Origin of the sequence: Catenuloplanes indicus, assembly GCF_030813715.1 — a bacterium.
Taxonomy (GTDB): domain Bacteria; phylum Actinomycetota; class Actinomycetes; order Mycobacteriales; family Micromonosporaceae; genus Catenuloplanes; species Catenuloplanes indicus.
Window position 1 is genome coordinate 7,297,105 of record NZ_JAUSUZ010000001.1, and the last position, 19,782, is coordinate 7,316,886.

7 protein-coding genes are annotated in these 19,782 nt (G+C 73.9%); 5 read left to right on the forward strand and 2 right to left on the reverse strand.

The features are described from left to right. Nucleotides 1–8: 8 nt before the first annotated feature. The 4 genes from J2S42_RS33090 (at nucleotide 9) to J2S42_RS33105 (ending at nucleotide 15,752) form a co-directional block, all read left to right on the forward strand. Complete coding sequence (locus tag J2S42_RS33090; RefSeq protein WP_307245551.1) at nucleotides 9–2,051, forward strand: class-II aminoacyl-tRNA synthetase family protein; 2,043 nt, start codon at nucleotides 9–11, stop codon at nucleotides 2,049–2,051. A gap of 202 nt (nucleotides 2,052–2,253) precedes the next feature. Then, nucleotides 2,254–12,564, forward strand: a complete 10,311-nt coding sequence (locus J2S42_RS33095; protein WP_307245554.1) for a hypothetical protein — start codon at nucleotides 2,254–2,256, stop codon at nucleotides 12,562–12,564. 13 nt (nucleotides 12,565–12,577) lie between these two features. Further along, nucleotides 12,578–14,599 carry a hypothetical protein gene (locus tag J2S42_RS33100; RefSeq protein ID WP_307245555.1) on the forward strand — a complete coding sequence of 674 codons (2,022 nt, stop codon included), beginning with the start codon at nucleotides 12,578–12,580 and terminating at the stop codon, nucleotides 14,597–14,599. 238 nt (nucleotides 14,600–14,837) lie between these two features. Beyond that, on the forward strand, nucleotides 14,838–15,752 hold the full coding sequence (locus tag J2S42_RS33105) for a Kelch repeat-containing protein (RefSeq protein ID WP_307245557.1): 915 nt from the start codon (nucleotides 14,838–14,840) through the stop codon (nucleotides 15,750–15,752). Here J2S42_RS33105 and J2S42_RS33110 read toward each other — a convergent pair. After that, nucleotides 15,713–16,681: a LysR family transcriptional regulator gene (locus tag J2S42_RS33110; protein WP_307245559.1), complete on the reverse strand. Its 969-nt coding sequence runs from the start codon at nucleotides 16,679–16,681 to the stop codon at nucleotides 15,713–15,715. The two genes, J2S42_RS33105 and J2S42_RS33110, sit on opposite strands and share 40 nt — an antisense overlap. An 18-nt stretch (nucleotides 16,682–16,699) precedes the next feature. Continuing rightward, nucleotides 16,700–18,679: an APC family permease gene (locus J2S42_RS33115; protein ID WP_307245561.1), complete on the reverse strand. Its 1,980-nt coding sequence runs from the start codon at nucleotides 18,677–18,679 to the stop codon at nucleotides 16,700–16,702. Between the two features lie 95 nt (nucleotides 18,680–18,774). On the opposite strand from J2S42_RS33115, the gene J2S42_RS33120 reads away from it, so the two are divergent. After that, nucleotides 18,775–19,728 carry an alpha/beta hydrolase gene (locus tag J2S42_RS33120; protein WP_307245563.1) on the forward strand — a complete coding sequence of 318 codons (954 nt, stop codon included), beginning with the start codon at nucleotides 18,775–18,777 and terminating at the stop codon, nucleotides 19,726–19,728. Nucleotides 19,729–19,782: the final 54 nt, after the last annotated feature.

Here is a 19,782-nt window from a genome sequence, read left to right on the forward strand (position 1 = left end):
GGATACGTATGAACCTGCCGCTGATCCAGAACCATGCGGATGCCATCTGTATCGACCATGTGTTCCCGACGATGTCCGGCGCGCTGATCCACACCGAGTCGATCTCGGTACGCAACCGGGACCCGCGCGTGCGGGACCTGACGGCCCGGCCCGGCCGGGACGGCCATATCTACCTGGCGTTCGGCCAGGAGATCGATGCGGCGATGGGGCACGGGCGCGGTGAGCCGGGGGCCGCGCGCGGCCAGGCGGTGATGGACCAGTTCCTGCGCAGCCTGCCGGCCGAGGTCGCGGACCGGACCGTGGTGCGGCTGCTGGAACCGGGTGGGCTGTCGCTGGATAAGGCCGCGGCGCGGGCGAACCTGGCCGGCCTACCGGTCGAGGTGCGGGTTTCCGACCTGGCCGAGGCCGGGCCGGGGGAGAAGCCGGTCGACCCGGGCCGGCTGATCGGATTCGACGAGGCGATGGGGCTGACGCCGGTCGCGGACGCGGAGACGCTGTGGATCGTGCCGGAGCGGCACTGGGCGCCGGACGCCTACGCCGGCGCGGACCCGGAGGCGGTGCGGGCCGCGCTGCTGTCGCCGTACCCGACGGCCGCGATCGTGTTCGACGGTTCCGGCACGGTGCGGCTGGGCATGCCGGCGCCGCTGGTCAGCGCGGCCTACGGCGCGGTGCTGTCCGGGCTCGGCCGGCAGCTGGACACCCATGACCTGCCCGGCACCGGAGGCCGTGCGATCCCCGGGTACGGCGATCTGATCACCGCGATGTCCGCGCCGGGCAGCCGCGGTTTCGTCGAGGTGCACACGCCGGACGGGGCCAGCGTGGTCGTACTCGCCCACCACGACCACCACGGACTGTCGTTCCTGGACCCGGGTACGGCGGGCGCGGCCGTGTTGCCGGCGAGCACGTCCTCGATCGTGCTGCACCCGGTCGAGGGCGCGCCGGAGCTGGCCGGCTGGCTGGCTGAGATCGCGGCGAACCGGCCGCTGCCGCCGATGCGTCAGATCCGGCACACGTCCGGGGTGCACTCGCTGCCGATCGGCGACGGGAACCGGTCGGTCGACGTGATCGGCGATCAGGCCGCGGTGACCGGCAGGTTCCGGACCGAGCTGATCGCCGCGGCCGAGGGGGCGGACGGGCCGGTCATCGTGATCGCCACGCCGCGGCCGTCCGACCGGCCCTCGGCGCGACAGCTGTTCGACCTGGAGCACCTGCTGTTCCAGCATCGGCAGAACCAGCTGGCCGGGGGGCCGCCGCCGACCGTGATCATCCGCGGCGACGCGCCGGCCGCGGTGCTGGACCTGGTCGGCACGTACCCGTTCGCGGTGGTGCAGCAGCCGTCCAACACCGGGCGGACCGGCACCGGGTTCGGGCTGAACCTGGACAACCTGTGGATCGGCCGGGATGCGACCGGCAAACAGGTCTCCGCACCGGTCCGCAGTCTGACCGCGGACTTCCTGCGCACGGTGGGCGCGGCCCGGCCGGAGGTCACGGCCGTGGTCGCGCCGGAGCTGGCCGAGCTGCTCTCCACCCCGCTGGACGACGTCGTCGGGCTGAAGTCGGTGCTGGCCGAGCACGGATCCACGCTGAAGACGCTGGCGCCGCAGATCGACGGGCTGAGCGTGCAGCCGGACCTGTTCGCCGGCTGGCAGGCGATCCTGCGCATCGAGGGGCGCGCTGACGAGACACTGTCGCGGGCCGCGTTCGACTACCTGGGTGCGGGCGACGCACGTGGCCGGACCGCGTTGTCGCAGGTGCCGTTGCTGGTGGACCGGGATCCGGCGTCGCGCGCGGAGGGCTTCTCCGACCTGATCGACCTGACCAGGGGGCCGTTGGACGACGGCGCCAGCCGGGCCATCCTCGGCGCGATCAAGCTGGGTATGGAGGGCGCGCCGCTGGAGTCGATCAAGCACCAGATCTACCAGCACTCGGCGTACCTGCCGGAGAGCGGCCGGACCGACATCATCCGCGAGGTGCGCGCCATGATGCAGCAGAGACCGGAGCACAGTGAGCTCTTCGAACACGTCGCGGTATATGTCGAGACCTGTCCCTGACATGTTGCCGATGTGCGGAGTCGGTTACCTTCCGGAAACCGGATCCACCGGGTCCACGGGTGGGTTGATCTGCCTTTGCACAGGTCGGACAGTTGGTACGAACGAGACGGGAGTGAAGACTTTGTAAAACCTGTGTGAACCAGCTGCGCTGACGAGACGTTAAGCAGGATCCGTACGCCTCGCAGCACAGTTGGGAGACGGCATGTCCGGAACCGGCACCCTTGATGCTTTTGCGGCGCTGTGTCCGGACGGGCGGCTGATCCCGATCGACAACGGCGTCTACTTCCACCCGTACCCGATGGGGACGCCGGTCGACCTGATCGAGCTGCAGCGCGCCATGAACGTGGGCACGCGCGCGGGCGGGCCGGCGTTCTTCATGGACCCGCGCGGGCTGAGCGACGTGGCCGCGCTGGAGACCGTCCAGCGGGTGACCCGGGATCTGCTCGGCGAACTGGGCGCCGGTGCGCGGATCACCACGGTCGCCACCGGCGGCGCGGAACGGACCTGGCTGACCGCGGCCGACCTGGTCGGCGTGCCGATCACGGTGCTGGACGCGCCGGACGCGCAGCCGTCGGCGCGCCTGGTCCGCGACGGCGACCAGCTGCACGTCCTGCCGAAGGGGCTGGCCGCGATGCGCGCGGTGCTGGCCACCGCCGCGGAGCTGGCCGTGGACCGGCGCACGCCGCTCTGGACCCGGCTGGAGCGGCTGGTCGCGCGGGTGGCCGAGGCCCGTGAGGAGTACCGGGTGCCGCGCTCCGGCTCGGTCTCCGGCGCCGCGGTGTGGCAGGCCGGATATCAGCTCGCGGCCGGGCTGGTGCTCGGTGCGCCACCCGGCACGAACCTGACGGCGCTGCCCGCGGCCGTGCAGCCGGTGTCCGAGGCGGAGCTGCTCCGGCTGTTCGGCGGCGAGCCGCGCACGCCCGAGTCGCTGACCGGGACGACACTGGACGCACCCGCGCTGGTGCACGTGCCGGGCACGAACGGCGGGCCGGGCACGGTCCGCTGGCTGGTGCCGCGCGACGGCGCACTGTGGTGGGTGGACCTCTCGGCCGACCCTGCCGACGCGGTCCGCCGGTTCGACCCGGCCGACGCGGCGAACCCGCCGGCCGGCACCACGGTCCGGGTGCTGCGGCCGGAACCCGCGAGGTCCGTGCTGGACACCCCGACCAGCCTGGTGGACGCGCTGATCGACGCGCCGCTCGGCCGGGCCGCCGCCGGTGCGCTGCAGCCGACCCGGCCGGCCCCGCGCACCGCCCCGGCCGCCGGTGTCACGCCCGGCGCGGAGGGCCCGGAGGAGCTGGTCCGGGCGCAGGTCGAGGCGGTCGGCGAGGCGCTCCGGGAGGGCACCCCGGAGCAGCAGTTCACCGCGCTCGACGACCTGCTGACCCGTCGGCTGCCGCCGATCCGGGACCGGTACGAGACGACCCGCGCCGAGCACGACGCCACGGTCCGGGCGGCCGGCACCGCGATCGCCGCGCACGACGCCCGGAGCGCCGAGCTGGACACCCGCATCCCGGCCGAGGAGGCACGCGTCACGGCCGCGGACACCGCGTTCACCGCGGCCCAGGACGCGCGCGCCGCGGCGGAGCGGGCGCGGGCCGCGCTGACCGCGCAGATCGAGGCGGCCCAGGTGGCGCGCGGCCGGGCCTTCGAGGCGCTGTCCCAGAGCACACGGGACGATCACGTCCGTCTGCAGGCGGCCTCCGTCGCGGCGAGCCAGCGCGTGAACCAGCTCGTCCGGCAGGCCGAAGCGGACGACGCGGAGATCGTCCGGCTGCGCGAGGCCGAGGAGGCGGCCTGGGTGCACGTCACGGACCTCCGGGGCGGCGTCGCCGCGCTGCGCGCCGAGCACGGCCGGATCCCCGGCCTGCGCGCCGAGGAGGTGCGGCGCCGGACGGAGGCGACCGCGCTCCGGGACACCGCGGTTGCGAACCGCGACCTGCTCGACACGCACCTCACCCACCTGCGGGACACCGCCGCGGACTGGGCCCGGCTGGAACTCGGCGACGCACGCCGGCTGGACACCCGGATGCAGGCGGCCGAGGCGGACGGATCCGCGCTGCGCCGGGCCCACCGCGACGCGGCGGCCGGGGTCGGCACGATCGCGGCGCGCGGTGGGACGATCACGGTGGCGGACGTCGGCCGGCTCGCCTACCTGCGTCACATGTCCCTCGCCGGCGGGGCGGTGCGCCGTGAGCAGGCCGAGGCAGCTCCCGAGCTGGAGCGGGCGTACGTGGAGTACGTGGGCATGCTGACCGCGTACGCCGGCACGCCCGCGGTGGACGGCGAGGCCGCGCGGCTGGCCGGCCGGCAGTCGACGCTGGCGCTGTGGAACGCGCTCGCGGACCGGTTCGACGTGGAGCAGGCCGCGGCGGAGGCGGCCCGCACCGAGGCGATGGACCTGGCCCGGAACGAGGAAGCGGCCGCGCGGCGCAGCGGCCGGCCGGCCGACCTGGCCGGCGTCGCCACCCGGCTGCTGGACCCGGACGGCCGGCTGCGCGGCGAGCCGTGGCACGGCGCGTCCGACCTGGCCGGCCGGCTCCGCTGGATGCTGGCCGAGACCGCCGCGGACATGGCGACGCTGCGCGCCCGGATCGAGGCGGCGACCGCGCCGTCCGCGCCGTGGTTCCTGCGCGAGCGGCACGTGCTCGGCGACAGCTACGTCCGGGACGTCCAGCCGCTCGACGCGGCCGACGTGCAGGCGCTGACTTCCGCGATCGCACCGGCCGTCGGCGACTCGATGCGGCCGTGGCGGGCCGACAGCGGGGACCTGGCACCGTGGCTGACCAGCACGCTCGGCTCGCGGGAGGCGGCGGACTGGGAACGGCTGATCGACACCGGCGTGGCCGAGGAGTTCAACGGCAAGTACGTCCGGGTCTTCGTCCGCCCGTCGAACCCGCGGTTCCGCCGGGCCCGCCCGGTGCGTCCCGGCCGGACCGGCCAGGACGTGCAGCTCCAGCTGCGGTTCGGGGAGAAGACGTTCAGCCAGTCGCGCGGTGGCTCGCGCGCCTGGAACCTGCCGGTCGGCCTGATCACGGTGCTGGCCGTCACGAACGACCTGCTCCAGGCCGTGGTCGGCCCGACGCTGCGGCTGTTCACCGGCGGTTCCCGGCGCTGGGCCGAGGTGGCCGGCGGCCGGATCAACTCGGAGAACTTCGCGTTCACCGGTGACTGGGCGATGAACGAGTACGACACGGACGCCCAGGTGGTCGTGGAGGTGGACGGCCGCGAGGTGGCCGCCCACGACCTCGACGACCACCTGCTGATCCTGTCGCCGCAGCTGGTCTCCACGGACCGGGACGCGGTGGACCCGATGACGATCGGCGAGCCGACCCGGGTGACGAACCCGGGCGCACTGCACCATCAGGACTACGTCTTCACCGCGGCCGACTTCACCGACCCGCTGGCCGAGCTCGGCCGGCGGCTGCGCACCGACCCGGCGTTCACGCTCAGCGACACCCAGGCCGCGCGCGTTGTCGACAAGCTCCGGCAGCAGTTCCTGAACCCCCGGGTGGTCAAGGAACAGAACCAGTGGTGGACCACGGACGCCGGGGTGTCGCCGCACGTCTCGCTGGGGCTCGGCAAGGGCCGGCACCTCGACGGGCACGTGCGGACCGGCGGCAAGCTGATCGACCTACGCCGGATCGAGCGGACGCCGGACGCGATGATCCGTAACGACGCGGGCGCCGCCACCAGCCGGTCGGCCGGACGCGGTGGCAGCTCGGCGGTGGGCGGCCGGCTCGGCGTGGAGTTCCCGCTCAGCGTCGGCGACCACCTGATCCTGCCCCGGCTGGACGTCCTCACGCTCAAGCTGAACCGGGACGTGGACCGGTCCGCCAACATCGAGTCCTCCGCGCAGTACCTGCTGGTCCGCGGGGACAAACTGATCCGGTACGCGGCCACGTTCGCCACCGAGCTGACGCTGGACTCGAACCGCGGCCAGCTCACCGTGCGCCACCCCACGGTCGTCGAGCTGGCCGTGCCGGAGCGGCACGCGGCCGCGTTCGAGGAGCAGTTGCTGTCCACGCCGGAGCTGCGCGACGCGGTGGTGCTGCCGGAGGGCACGCTGACGCTCGCGGCGAAGGGCGCCAAGCCGGTCAAGCCGTTCCCGCGGGCCGGTGTGACCGCACCGGCCGATCTGCAGAAGATCGCCGCGACGCACCGGATCGAGATCATGCTGCCCGAGGGCCGGAGCGCGGACGGGCCGTGGGCCTGGGCGGCGAACCACGCCAACGTGGACATCTCGCATCCGGGCGACAGCTACGCGAGCGTGGCCGACGTGCCCGTCATCCGCTACCAGACCGACCCGGCGGACGGGGACCGGATCCTGGGCGCGACCGTGTTCACCCGGTCCGCCGACCCCACGCACCCGGATCCGGTCACCGCGGAGTACGTGCCCAACCCGGCCCATCCGGCCGCCGGCCCGGCCGCGCGGGCGGCGGCCGCGCCGGATCCGTGGGGCGCGCACGGCGTGCGGGACGCGGTCGACCTGTTCGCGCTCGCCAGGAAGGCGCCGATCGAGCTGGCCGTGCAGGGCCGGGGCACCGCACCGGCCGCGTTCACCGAGCTGCCGCCCGCGCTGCACAGCCTGTCCGTGCTGACCGGCCGGGTGCGGCTGCGCGGCGACGGCGCCTACCCGGCGGCGGCCGAGGGACAGCCCGCGGCGGCGTTCCGCTACCTGGTCGACGACCGGGGGCTGGTACTCGGTGCGATCCCGCTGCGCGCCTCGGGCGGGCCGGGCGCGCTGGTGCCGAACCCGGCGCTCTACCTGCCGGCGCAGCAGCACACGTCCGTACCGGTGGACGACGCCCTGGAATCGGTGCAGCGCTTCCTGGACGGGCTGGACGTGCCCGGGTACGCGCAGGTGCAGCTGGCCGACGGGGTGCCGGCCGCGATCGTCGCGGCGCTGTCCGCGGATCCGCGGGTGGAGGTGGTCGACCACACCGGCACCCGGCTGGCCGGGCAGACGCTGCCGGACGCGGTGCGAGAGGGCGTGGAACCGGCCGGCGTGCGGCGGCACGTCGTCTCCGCGGACGGCTGGGTGAACGGTGGCCTCCGGCCGCTGACCGGGCCGACCCGGGAGCCGTGGGCGATGGCCGCCCGCACCGGCCTGGGTCCTGGCGTGATGAAGGAGATGCCGGGCGCCGAGATGATCTTCGGGGACGCGTTGCGGCTGCTCCAGTTCCAGATGGCGAAGGTCGGCAAGACGCTGAAGCGCGGGCAGCGGACCAAGCGGTTCGCCGAGCTGGCCGCGAAGCTCGGCGTGCCCGGCCTGCGCGGGTTCCAGCGGTCCCTCTTCGACGGCGGGATCACCGACACGTACACGATCGGCGACCTCACGTTCCGGGTGAACCTGACCGGTGAGCTGGGCGACCTGCGCGAGGTGCGCACCGTCCCGGACTACCTGCTGGACACCAAGCGCACCGGCCGGTCCGGGCTCAGCGTGCGCGAGCTGCTGGCCTACCAGGTCGGCGCGCGGGTGGACGGCTCCGGCCGGGTCAGCATCAAGGACTTCTTCGGCTTGCGGGTCCGGCTGGTCGACCTCCAGGCCGCGTTCGACCGGGAGTACGCGAACCTGATCGGCCTGGCCCAGGCCGGTGCGCGGCGGCGCAAGGTCCGCGGCACGCTCACCGAGTTCGACTACGACGTGCGGTACCAGCTCACCGTGTCGGTGACGGACAAGAAGGGCAAGGTGCTCACCGACGTCAGCACCCGCACGTACGGCGGCGAGGCGTTCCACGCCCCGGTCCGGGTGGCCGAGGAGGACCTCGCGCCCGCCCCCGGCACCGCGCACAGTCAGGAGCCGCTGCCGGGTGACCGGCCCACGGTCACCCGGCTCACCCGGGACGAGTCGCGTGCCGCCCGGTCCTGGCTGGACGGCGCGGAGCCGGACGGCTTCGTTTCCACGGTGGACGGCAACACCGAGGGCATGTACGTCTGGCTGAATCAGGTCGGCACGCTGGCCGAGTCGGTGCAGGCGTTCGTCAACGGCGTCGACGACGCGCGGCAGGACACCTCCGCCACCACCGCCATGCTGCGCGACCTCGCGCCGGGCGGCGGTCGGCTGGCGCTGGAGGCCGGCGTCGCGGACGGCATCCGGCCCGACTTCCTGGAGCCGCGGGCCAGCGACCTGATGACCCGCCTCGGCATCGTGGTACCGCTGCGCCGGAGCCGGGGCGGCACGGTCCGCCAGCTCCGGATCCGCCTGCTGCCGGCGAACCCGCGCTTCACCCGGCCCACCGACGGCGCCACCAACCGCGACTACCAGGACTCGAACGTGCAGAGCGGCGGCAGCGAGGGCGACGCGATCAGCGGCGCGGCCACCGTCGGCGCCGGCGGCATCTTCCAGTGGGGACCCGGTGCCGCGGCCGTGCCGGACGACGGCGACGGTGCCAAGGGCACCGGCTACGTACCCGGTCAGGACCCGGAGCCGGGCCAGCGGATCCCGGCGTCCAGCCGGGGCGCCGACCACGTCAACCTCGGGGTGGACGCGTCCGTCTCCGGGCGCTGGGGCGTGACCACGTCCGCGCTGGCCGGGGGCACGACCACCACCCGCGCCGGGTACGAGGGCCGCTCCTACAACCACTCGGCGGACGCGGTCTACCTGATCACATACGAGCGGTACTCGCGCGGCGGGAAGCTCACCAGGTACGAGCACGACCTGCGGATCGCGCACGGGATGGACATGTCCACGCCGCACGTGACCGCGCAGGAGCTCGGGCTGCCGATCCCGGACGCGGACGCGCGGCAGATGCCGGCGAAGACGGCCCCGCTGACGCCGATCCACAAGGAGCTGGCGTTCGCCGCCTCCCCGGTGGAGAAGCTGACCGCGACCCGCACCAAGAACGGTGTGACCCAGGACGTCCTGGCCGTGGTCAAGGAGCGGCTGCGCGGGATGGACGTGGCGATCGACGACCCGTCGCTCTCGCTGGCCGTGGAGAACCTGTTCCGGACCAGCGCGATCAAGGCGCACTACCGGACCATCCGCCGGGACGGGCTGGAGGCGCTGATCACGCTGAACCGGCCGCTCGGCGGCGTGAAGCGGATCGGCATCCGGCTCACCGCGGACGACGGGCCGCTCACCTACCGCCGGCCGCGCCCGGACGTGAAGGGCACGATCAGCAAGGGCGGTCTGGACCAGCGCGGCTGGTCCGAGGCGAAGGACCGGTCCGCCAAGATCGGGCCGGCCGGTGACGCGCGGTTCGGTCCCGGCGATGCCCGGATGGCGATCGGCGCCGGCGCGGAGGCGGAGTGGGGCCGGACCACGGTGGACGGCCGCACCGACTCCGACCAGCCGTACCTGCGGGTGTCCCCGACGAACCCGGACAGCCAGGAGTTCGGCACGCACACCGTACTCAAGCTGGAGTTCTTCGAGGCGTCCGACCTGCCGCAGGCGCTCGAGGCGTTCGTCTCGGCCGGATCGGCCACGGCCAAGATGGTCGACACGATCTCCGACGGCTGGCTGCGCACGCTGCTCCAGGAGGCGGTCACCGGGAAGCGGAAGCCGAAGCACACCGAGACCGTCCCCGGCCGGCTGCGGCTGATCACGCCGAGTCACCTGACCCAGGAACGGCCACCGTTCGAGGCCGTGCCGCACCTGCGCAGCGAGCTGCCGAAGACGGCCGCGGACATCAAGCCCGCCTCGGTGCGGGTCCTCAACCGCAACCCACCGCCCGGCGGCCCGGCCGACCTGCAAGCCGACCTGGCGGTGACCGCGCGGCTGGCCGGGCACGTACAGGCGCTGGAGATCTTCGGGTTCGACGCGTTCACCACCTGGCTGCCGACTACTCGGATGCCCGGCGCGGAGCGGTACGACACGACCAAGCCGGTGCCGCGGCTTCCCGGATACGCGCCCTGGTCGACCGCGCTCACCTCGGTGAAAGCGGCGCTGAGCAGCACCAACGTCACGCCGAACATCAGCCGGCTGCTGACCGGCGGCTACACGGTCAAGGGCGACGGCGCGGACGAGTTCACGGTCCGGGCCGTGCTGCGCGGCGGCACCTGGCTGTCCCGCGGCGACTACCGCGCGACGAACATGCCGATCAAGGTGACCGCCCTCTCCCAGCGGCGGGACCAGCGGTCCGGGCTGAGCATCCGGCCGGTCGAGGTCGAGGCCGGCCCGCGCGAGGGGGACGAGAAGCTGATCGTCGCGACCGGTATCGCCGGCGGCGGCTCCCACTCCGCCGGGGACGCCAGCGGCGTGGGCAATGTGGAGATCACCTACGAGAAGAAGGCCGGCGACTACGACTACTTCTGGTTCGACCTGACGCTGATCGGCACCTCCTCGAACGGCCGGGCCTGGGTGCGCAGCGACGTGCCGCACGGGCTGATCGCGCGCATCCCGTCGGAGAAGGCCGCCGAGGTCTTCGGCCCGCGGGCCACGCTCGGGATCATCGACCAGGCGCTGGTCCAGGCGCTCGCGGACGACGCGCCACCGGCCTTCGTTGCGGACCGGCGGTTCATGATCGAACGGCTCGCCGGACGCGGGCCGGCCGCGCCGAACCTGCTCCGGCAGGAGGAGCTGGACGCGGCGGTGCAGCGGCTGCGCGACTGGCTCGCGGCGACCGAGGTACCGGCGCCGGTCCCGGGCGCGCCCCGGCCCGCGGTGACGCCGGAGGACTGCGTGATCCGCGCGTTCGGCGCGTTCATCGCGGTCCACCGCCGCACCGCCAACGGCACCACCGACACCGACCGGGCCGGGGACGGCGGGGCCGAGGACCTGGCCACGTCGCTGCGCGGCGACTTCGCCCGGCTGCGCGACCCGGACTCGCTCTGGCGCTACGCGGCGAGCCGTCCCGGCACCATGATCGCGTTCCGGGTGCCGCCGCCGCCCGCGGGCAACTCGCACCTGTTCTGGGTGATGTCGATCGGCGGCGGCCGGATGATGTGGGTGGACGGCCAGCGGCACGGCGCGGGCAACCTGGCCGCGTCGATCGGCACGCCGCTGGACAACCTGCGCGGGCTGATCACCGACCAGCACGCGCGGATGTTCCGCAAGTCCGGCACCGAGGTGCTGATGCTGGACGAGCGCGGCCGGTCGATCGACCTGCGGGCCGCGCTGCCCGACGTGCTGACCAACCGGGCCTCCGGCGACCGGCTGGGCCGGCGCGCGTCCGGCGAGCTGCCGCAGCAACACGTCGCACCGTCGCTGGATCTCGCGGCCTCCACGCTCCCCGGCATCAAGGCGCCCCTGTCAGATGTCAAGGCGCAGCTGTCGGGTGTCAAGGCGCCGCTGTCGGGCGTCAAGGCGCAGCTGTCGGGTGTCAAGGCGCCGCTGTCGGGCGTCAAGGCGCAGCTGTCGGGTGTCAAGGCGCCGGTCCCGGCCGGCACGCCGCCGCTGCCGCAGATCCAGAACACGCCTCCGGCGATCGTCGCCCCGGATCGCGAGATCATGACGCTCGGTGACTTCACGACGCAGCGCGCCGGCCAGGCGCTCGAGAGGATCACCGCATCCGCGCGCGGCGTGGCCGGCCCGCCGGTGCGGGTGATCAACCTGGGCGGTCCGGCGGAGAGCGCGCTGGCGGCGGTCCGGCGACTCGACGAGACGCTGCGCAACGACGCGTGGCGCGGTGTCGCGCCGATCGTGGTCGCGACCATGGGCACGAAGCGCACCGAGGACGCGTTCGCGCTGGTCCGCCACGCCCGTGGCGCGGTCACCGTGCAGGAGACGATGGACGCCGACTTCAAGCAGGTGTGGCAGTTGCTCGGGCCGCACGCCGCGCAGGCCGACACCATGGTGGCCGCGCCGACCGTGGAGCTGTTCCGGCGGGCCGGCACGCTGGTCCGTCCGGCCGGCGGCACGCTCACGCCGGAGCTGGCCGCGTGGATCAGCGCGCCGGACTGGGCCGCCACGGAGGCGTACCACCGGGCGTACGCACCGGCGCTGCACACGCCGGGCGTCGCGGACGAGCTGCGCCGCGTTATCGCGGAGAACCCGGCCGACCAGCGCCTGCCCGGCCTGCTGCTCGCGCTGGAGACCGGGCGGCGGGCCGGTGGCGTGCCGGACACCCGGCTGACGCCGCGCGCGGTCTCGTTCCTGGAGGCGGAGCCCGCCTACCGGGGTGGACCGGTCCCGCCCACGTTCGTCTACGACTACCTGGCCGGCGCCGGACGCGGCCGCCGTGATCGCTTCACCATGGACGGCCTGCTCTTCCAGCTCATGCTGGCCGGGCAGTTGAGCCCGGACGAGACGCTGGCGCTGGCGCGCACCGGCACCGCGAACCGGCTCGACCGGGCCAACGTGACCGTCATCGAGATGGTGGCGGACCTGCTCGCGGTGTCGCCGGACCGGCTGCGCACCGACTCGGCCGCGGTCACCGCGGAGTTCGTGGCCCGGGCCAGGCGGGTGGCCAGCACGCAGACCGGTGTCAAGCCGGAGGAGTGCCTCGACCCGGTGGACCGGACCGCCTGGGTCGGCCGGCTGGACGGGCTCCGCGACGACCTGCGGGCCCGCGGCGAGACCGCGCGCGCGGCGATCCTCGACGCCCTCACCTACACACTGTCGAACTGCTGAACCGGGGAGAACCGTGGATCTGCCGCTCACCGTCAAGAACTCGGAAGCGATCTGCATCGACCACATGCTGCCGACCGCGACCGGTGCCCACCTGCACACCGAGTCGATCTCCACCCGGAACCGGGACACCCGGCTGCGTACGATGACGAACCTGCCGGCGATGGACCGGTTCGCCTACCTGACGCTCGGCCGGGAGATCTCGGACGCGCTGGGCGACAGCACCGCACTGGGCGCCGACCGGGCGCGGGCCGTGCTGCGCCAGTTCCTGGCGGGCATCCCGATCGAGACGGCGGATCGCTACGTGGTGCGCCTCGACCCGGAAGGCCTGTCCCTGGCCGATGTGGTGACCCGCGCGGACCGGCTCGGCCTGCCGATCGAGGTGCCCCGGGCCGGGCTGCGCGCCGGACCGCCGGTCGACCCGCACCGGCTGCTCGGCGTGGACGGCGGCATGCGGCCGGCCCCGGTCGACGGCGCGGAGTTCGTGCGCGTGATGCCGTCCCGGCACCGTGCGGCGGACGCCTACGCGGACGTCCCGCCGGAGATGCGCGAGCTGGCGCTGGCCAAGCCGTACCCGTGGGCGCGAATGATTTTCGGCGACGACGGCGTGCGGCTCGGCCTCCCCGCGCCGCTGGCCCGGCACGCCTACGCGGAGACGCTGCGGCGCCTGCCCCGGCCGCTGCGGCCCGCGGACGCCACCGGCGCACCGGCCCGGGACCTAGCCGGGTACGGCGACCTGCTCGCCGCGCTGGCCACGCCCGGCACGCGCGCGTTCGTCACGGTCACCGCGCCGTCCGGCGACACGCTGACCGTGCTCGCGCTGCACGACGCGCACGGGGTGTCCGTGCTGGACCCGGGCACCGGCGACGCCGCGCTGCTGCCGGCCGCGCCGGAGCGGATCACGCTCACCCCGGTCGAGGGCTCCCCGGATTTGGCGACCTGGCTGGACGAGATCCGGGCGGCCGGGCCCGCCATGGCCGCCCGGCCGATCAGCCGCACGCCGACCGTCCACGCGCTGCCGATCGGCGACACCGGCCGCAGCGTCGACGTGATCGGGGCACCCGGCACGCTGAGCGAGCGGTTCCGGTCCGAGATCGCGGCCGCGGCCGAGGGCGTGGCCGCGCCGGTGGTGGTCGTCGCCAGGGACCGCAAGCTGCGCGGGCCGTCCGCCGGGCAGCTCGCCAACCTCGAGTGGCTGCTGTTCCAGCACCGGCAGAACCAGCTGGCCGGCGGCGACGCGCCGATCGTGGTGATCCACGGCGAGGCGCCGCCGGGCGTCACCGGGCTGCTCGGCGGGTACGACTTCGCGATGGTGCACCAGCCGCGCACCTCCGGCGGGCAGAGCCTGAATCTGGACAACCTGTGGTCGGCACGGGACGCGGCGGGCAACCCGGTCGCCGCGCCGGTCCGGACGATCACCTCCGATCTGCTGCGCAAAGCCGGTGCGGTCCGGCCCCCGCTCACCCCGGCCGGTCCACCGGCCGACGAGCGGCTGCTCACGTTCCTCACCACGCCGGTCAGTGACGTGAGCGCGATCCGGGCGGTGCTGGACGAGCACGGCTCCGCGCTGAAGACGCTGCTGCCGCAGATCGGCACGCTCGGCACGGTGCAGCAGGACCTGTTCGCGGCGTGGGAGGCGATCCTGCGCATCGAGCAGCGCGGCGACACCGCGCTGGCCGGCCGCGCGTTCGACTACCTCGGCGCGGGGGAGACGCGGCACCTGCGCGCGCTCGCGGTGGTGCCGTCGCTGCTGGAGAAGGACCCGCAGACGCGCGGCGGCGCGCTGACCGACCTGATCGACCTGACCCGGGGGACGCTCGACGACGGCGCCAGCCGGGCGATCCTGGACGCGATCCGGCGCGGCATGGACGGAGCGCCGGACGAGGAGCTGAAGCACCTCATCTATCAGCACTCCGTCTATCTGCCCGAGCACGGCCGTACCGACTGGATCCGGCAGCTGCGGGAACTGGCCGGGCAGAAGCCGGAGCAGACCGCGCTGTTCGAGAAGATCGCGCTCTACGTGGAAACGTGTCCCTGAGACGGTCACCCGGCCTATGTGCGCGGTGCAGATCGCCTATGTGAAATATGCATGTCAATCGGCTCGGCGAAACGGAGACAACTGGATAGCGTGGCCATCGGACCGACAATTCCGCGTCCTTTCGGAAAGGACTGTCATGAAGACTGTCATAGCGGCCGTATCCGCGTTGACCCTTGTTGCCGGTGCGGGTGCCAGCGCCGCCACCGCTCCCCGGCCGACCTGGGAGCAGCGCGCTCCAATGGCCGTTGAGCGGCAGGAACTCTACCCCGAGGCGGCCGGTGGAAAGGTCTACGTCGCGGGCGGACTGCTCAATCCGAACACCGGCGCCTCCGCGCATTTCGACGCCTACGATCCGGTCGCCGACGAATGGACGCAGCTGGCCACGCTGCCCGACGCACGCCACCACATCGGACTGGCCGCGACCGGTGGCCGGATATACGGCGTCGGCGGATTCACCGGCGGATTCCCGAGCTGGCGGGCGCAGGCGGACACGTACGTCTACTCGATCGCGGACGACACCTGGTCGGCCGGTCCGGCCCTGCCCGCGCCGCGCGCCGAGTTCGTCATCGAGAGTGTCGGCGACCGGGTCTACGTGATCGGCGGCCGGGTGCGCGCCACCCCGGACGCGGGCAGCTTCACCGCCCATGTCGACAGCCGCGCGAACGAGGTGCTCGACCCGGCCACCGGTGCCTGGCGGGCGCTCGCCCCCGCGCCCACCGCCCGCAACAGCGCCGCGTCGGCGGTGGTGGACGGGAAGATCTACGTCCTCGGTGGCCGGCGGTTCTCGCTGCACCCGGACGGCACGCCGCGGCAGGACAACGTGGCCACCGTCGAGGTGTTCGACCCGCGGACCGGCCGGTGGCAGACCCGGGCACCGATGCCGGCGCCGCGCGGCGGGCTGGCGGCCGCGGTGCACGACGGCCAGATCTACGCCTTCGGCGGTGAACTGCAGGGCCCGTCGCCGGCCGTGTACGGGGACGTGTGGCGCTACGACCCGAGGCAGGACCGCTGGACCGGCGTCGGTGCGCTGCCCACCCCGCGGCACGGGCTCGGCGCCGCGACCGTCGGCGACACCGTCTACACGTTCGGCGGCGGCACTCGGGCGGGCGGCAACTACGCCACCGACCTGACCGAGGCGCTGGTGCTCGGCTGAGCGTCCGCGGCACCGTCCCCGTCGAGCTCACCGGCCGCGGCGAGGACGGTGTCGCGCAGCCAGCGGTGCGCCGGATCGTGGTCGAGCCGGGGGTGCCAGGCCATCCGGTACGTCATCGTGTCGATCTCCGGCGGCGCCGGCACCGTGCACAGTCCGGGCAGGCCGGCGAACGTGGCCACCATCCGGGCCGGGAACGTGAGCACCAGCGACGTACCGGACAGCATGCGCGGCGCCACCGCGTGGAACGGCGTGACCGAGCCGGCGTCCCGCGGCGTGCCCCGGGTCTCCAGCACCCGGTCGACCGCGGGCTGCCGGCCCTCCGCGATGTCGATCACCAGATGCCGGTACGACAGGTAGTCCGCCAGCTCGACCGTCCGCGCCCGGGCCAGCGGATGGGTGTCCGCGACCACGCAGACGAACCGCTCCTCGAACAGCGCGGCACTGCGCAGCGGCGCCGGCGGCTCCGCGCCGAACAGCGCGAGGTCCAGGTCGCCCCGGACCAGCAGGTCGAAGGTGTCCCGCCCGGCCGGGTGGAAGCGCACCGTCGACCGCGGCGACGCGGCCAGCAGGCGCCGCGACAGTGCGGTGCCGAGCAGGTCGGCCGCGTAGTCGGTGCCGGCCAGGTGAATGGTCTGGCTCACCGCGCCGGGATCGAACGCCTGCCCGTCGAAGATGTCGCCGAGCACCGGCAGCAGCGCGGCCAGCTGCGCGTGGATGCGCTCGGCCCGGGGGGTCAGCCGGTAGCCGACGCCCTCCCGGATCAGCAGGTCGTCGCCGAGCGTGCGGCGCAGCCGGTGGAAGGCGCGGCTCATCGCCGACTGGCTCAGCCCGGCCCGCTCGGCGGCACGGGAGATCTGCCGCTCGTCCAGCAGCGCGGACAGGGCGGGCAGCAGATTGAGGTCGACCCGCTCCAGACGCGTCCCGTGCATGATCCGAGTGTAGGCAGATCAGCCGACGTGGATGCCGGGCCGGCGGGCCGCGTCCCGCTCGTTCTGCCGGATGATCTCGCGGACCACCGGCGCGGTGTCGCCGCGGCCGAGCAGCAGGTAGCGCAGCAGGTGCACGACCGGGCTGCCCTCGGCCCACTCGAAGTAGCAGTGCGGGCGCACGCCGGTCGCGTCGCGCAGCGCGAGGAGCACGGCCGCGATCGCGTTCGGCGCGGCCGGACTGCTGGTGCGCAGGATCCGGTACGGCCCGACCTGCACGCCGCGGACCCGCAGCGCGTCGCTGAACGTGGACGGGTCGGCCACGTCGACCTCCAGGAACAGCACGTCGGCGCGGCCCGGCACCGGGTTCATTCCGCGCTGCTCGCCCTCCTTCTCCGCGTACTCGGCCTCGTCGTCGGCCTGCCGCCGGTGCGCGATCAGGTTCAGCGCGCCGTCGTGCGCGATCGAGTCGGCGATGAACCGCCGGGCCGCGTCGTCGAACTCGATCCGGTCCGCGCGCAGCTCGGTCGTGCGCGTCACCCGGGAGACCAGCGACACCACGATGATGCCGGCGATGAACAGCGCGGAGATGGCGATGCCGTCCGGCTTCGCGATGATGTTCTCCGCCATCGCGTACACCAGCACCAGCGTCAGCACGGTGAACCCGGCACTGGCCCAGCGCTTGCGGTGCCGGATCGCGAACACGGTGACCGCGACCGCGCCGGACACCATCATCGCCAGGATGCCGGTCGCGTACGCACCGGCCTGCGCGTTCACGTCCGCGCCGAACGCGATCGTCAGCACCACGCTGATCAGCGTGTAGACCAGCACCACCGGCCGGACCGCGCGCGACCACTCCGGCGCCATGCCGTAACTCGGCAGGTAGCGCGGCACGATATTGATCAGCCCGGCCATCGCGGACGCACCGGCGAACCAGAGGATCAAAATCGTGCTGATGTCGTACGCCGTGCCGAACGCCTCACCGAGCCGCTCGTGCGCCAGGTAGGCCAGCGCCCGGCCGTTCGCCGGCCCGCCCTCCTGGAACGCCGCCGGCGGGATCAGCACGCTGGTCACGAAGCTGGTCGCGATCAGGTAGAAACTCATGATCACGGCGGCCGCGGTGAGCAGCCGCCGGGTGTTGCGCACCCGGTTCTCCAGCCGCTGCCGCGCGTCCGCGCCCCTCGCCGCGACCAGCGGCATCATGCTCACGCCGGTCTCGAACCCGGACAGTCCGAGCACCAGCAGCGGGAACGCGATCACCGCGGTGGTCAGCACGCCGAAGAGGCCGTCCTGCCCGGTGGTCAGCGCGGTCGTCCAGCCGGCCAGCGCGCCGGGCGTGGTGAACACGTCGGTCAGGCCCACGCCGACCACGATCAGGTTCAGCCCGAGGAACACCGCGACCAGCGGGATCGCGACGCCGACCGCCTCGCTGAAGCCGAGCAGGAACACGCCGCCGAGGATCAGCAGCATGACGACGGTGATCAGCACGGCCTGCCCGTGGAGCGCGCTCGGCAGGTACGGGTTCTCCAGCAGGTGCACGGACGCGTCCGCGGCGGAGAGCGTGATCGTGACGATCCAGGACGTGGCCACGAAGCCCAGCAGGATCAGCACGAACAGCTTGCCCCACCAGAACGGCAGCAGGTTCTCCAGCATCGCCACCGACCCCTGGCCGTGCGGGCTCTCCCGGGCGACCCTGCGGTACATCGGCAGCATGCCGAGCAGCGTCAGCGCCACGATCAGCAGCGTGGCCAGCGGCGACAGCACGCCCGCGGCCAGCGCCGCGATGCCGGGCAGGTAGGCGAGCGTGGAGAAGTAGTCCACGCCGGTCAGGCACATCACCTTCCACCAGGCCTGCGGCCGCGCGTGCGACTCGTCGGCCTCCGGCCCGGCCGGCTGCACCCGGTCCTTCAGCAGCCACCGCCCCAGCGGCGTGCCCGGCGGCCGTTTCCGTGCCGGGCTCTCCACGTACGCCGGTATCGCCGGCTCGGGGCTGCCGCCCATGTTCTCCCCCTCGATCGAGAAACACCGCAGGGCACGGTACCCGGCCGTCGCCTCCCGTCAACGTGGTGTCGATGTACGCGTGATCCACTGGGAGCATGCGACCTCCCTACGACGCGGCCGTCGAGGCGGTGCTCACCGCCGCCGGCCTGGCCGACGACGCACCGGTGCCGACCGCCGACTCGCTGATCGCCGGGCTGCGCACCGCGAACCACGAGGATCTGAGCGTGTTCGAGGTGGCGCGGCGGGACATCACCGTCGACGGCCACCGGGGCGCCGCGCTGACCGGCACCGTGTTCAGCCGTCCCGACCACACCGGCAGCGGGCCCGGCCTGTTCGTGCTGCACGGCGGCGGGATGGTCGGCGGCACCCGGTTCACCGGCCTGTCGCTGATCCTGCCGCTGCTGGCCGCACACGACGTGGTGGTGGTCTCGGTCGACCACCGGCTGGCGCCGGAGCACCCGGACCCGTTCCCGGTGGAGGACGCGTACGCGGCGCTGAACTGGACCGCGCGGAACGCGGGCGACCTCGGCATCGACCCGGGCCGGCTGATCGTCGCGGGGATCAGCTCCGGCGGTGGCCTGGCCGCCGGCGCCGCGCTGCTGGCCCGCGACCGCGGCGGCCCGGCGCTGCTGGGTCAGCTGCTGATCTGCCCGATGCTCGACGACCGGGATCGGACCGTGTCGGCCCGGCAGTTCGAGCGCAGCGGCACCTGGACCCGGGCGCACAACCGGCTCGCCTGGACCGCGCTGCTCGGTGCGCGGGCCGGCACGTTCGACGTCTCCGCCTACGCGGCACCGGCCCGGGCCGCGGACCTGTCCGGGTTGCCGCCCGCGTTCATCGACGTGGGCTCGGCGGACGTGCTGCGGGACGAGGCGGTGGCGTACGCCGGCCGGATCTGGGCCGACGGCGGCGCCGCGGAACTGCACGTCTGGCCCGGCGGCACGCACGCGTGGGACGCGCTGGTCCCGGAGTCGCCGATGGCCCGCGCCGCGGCCCGTGCCCGGTCGGACTGGCTGGGACGGCTGATCGCCGCCCCGGCCCTCGTCTGATTCATCGGTCAATCACTGCTGATCCACCGGTCGATCCGTGCTGACCCTTCGGTC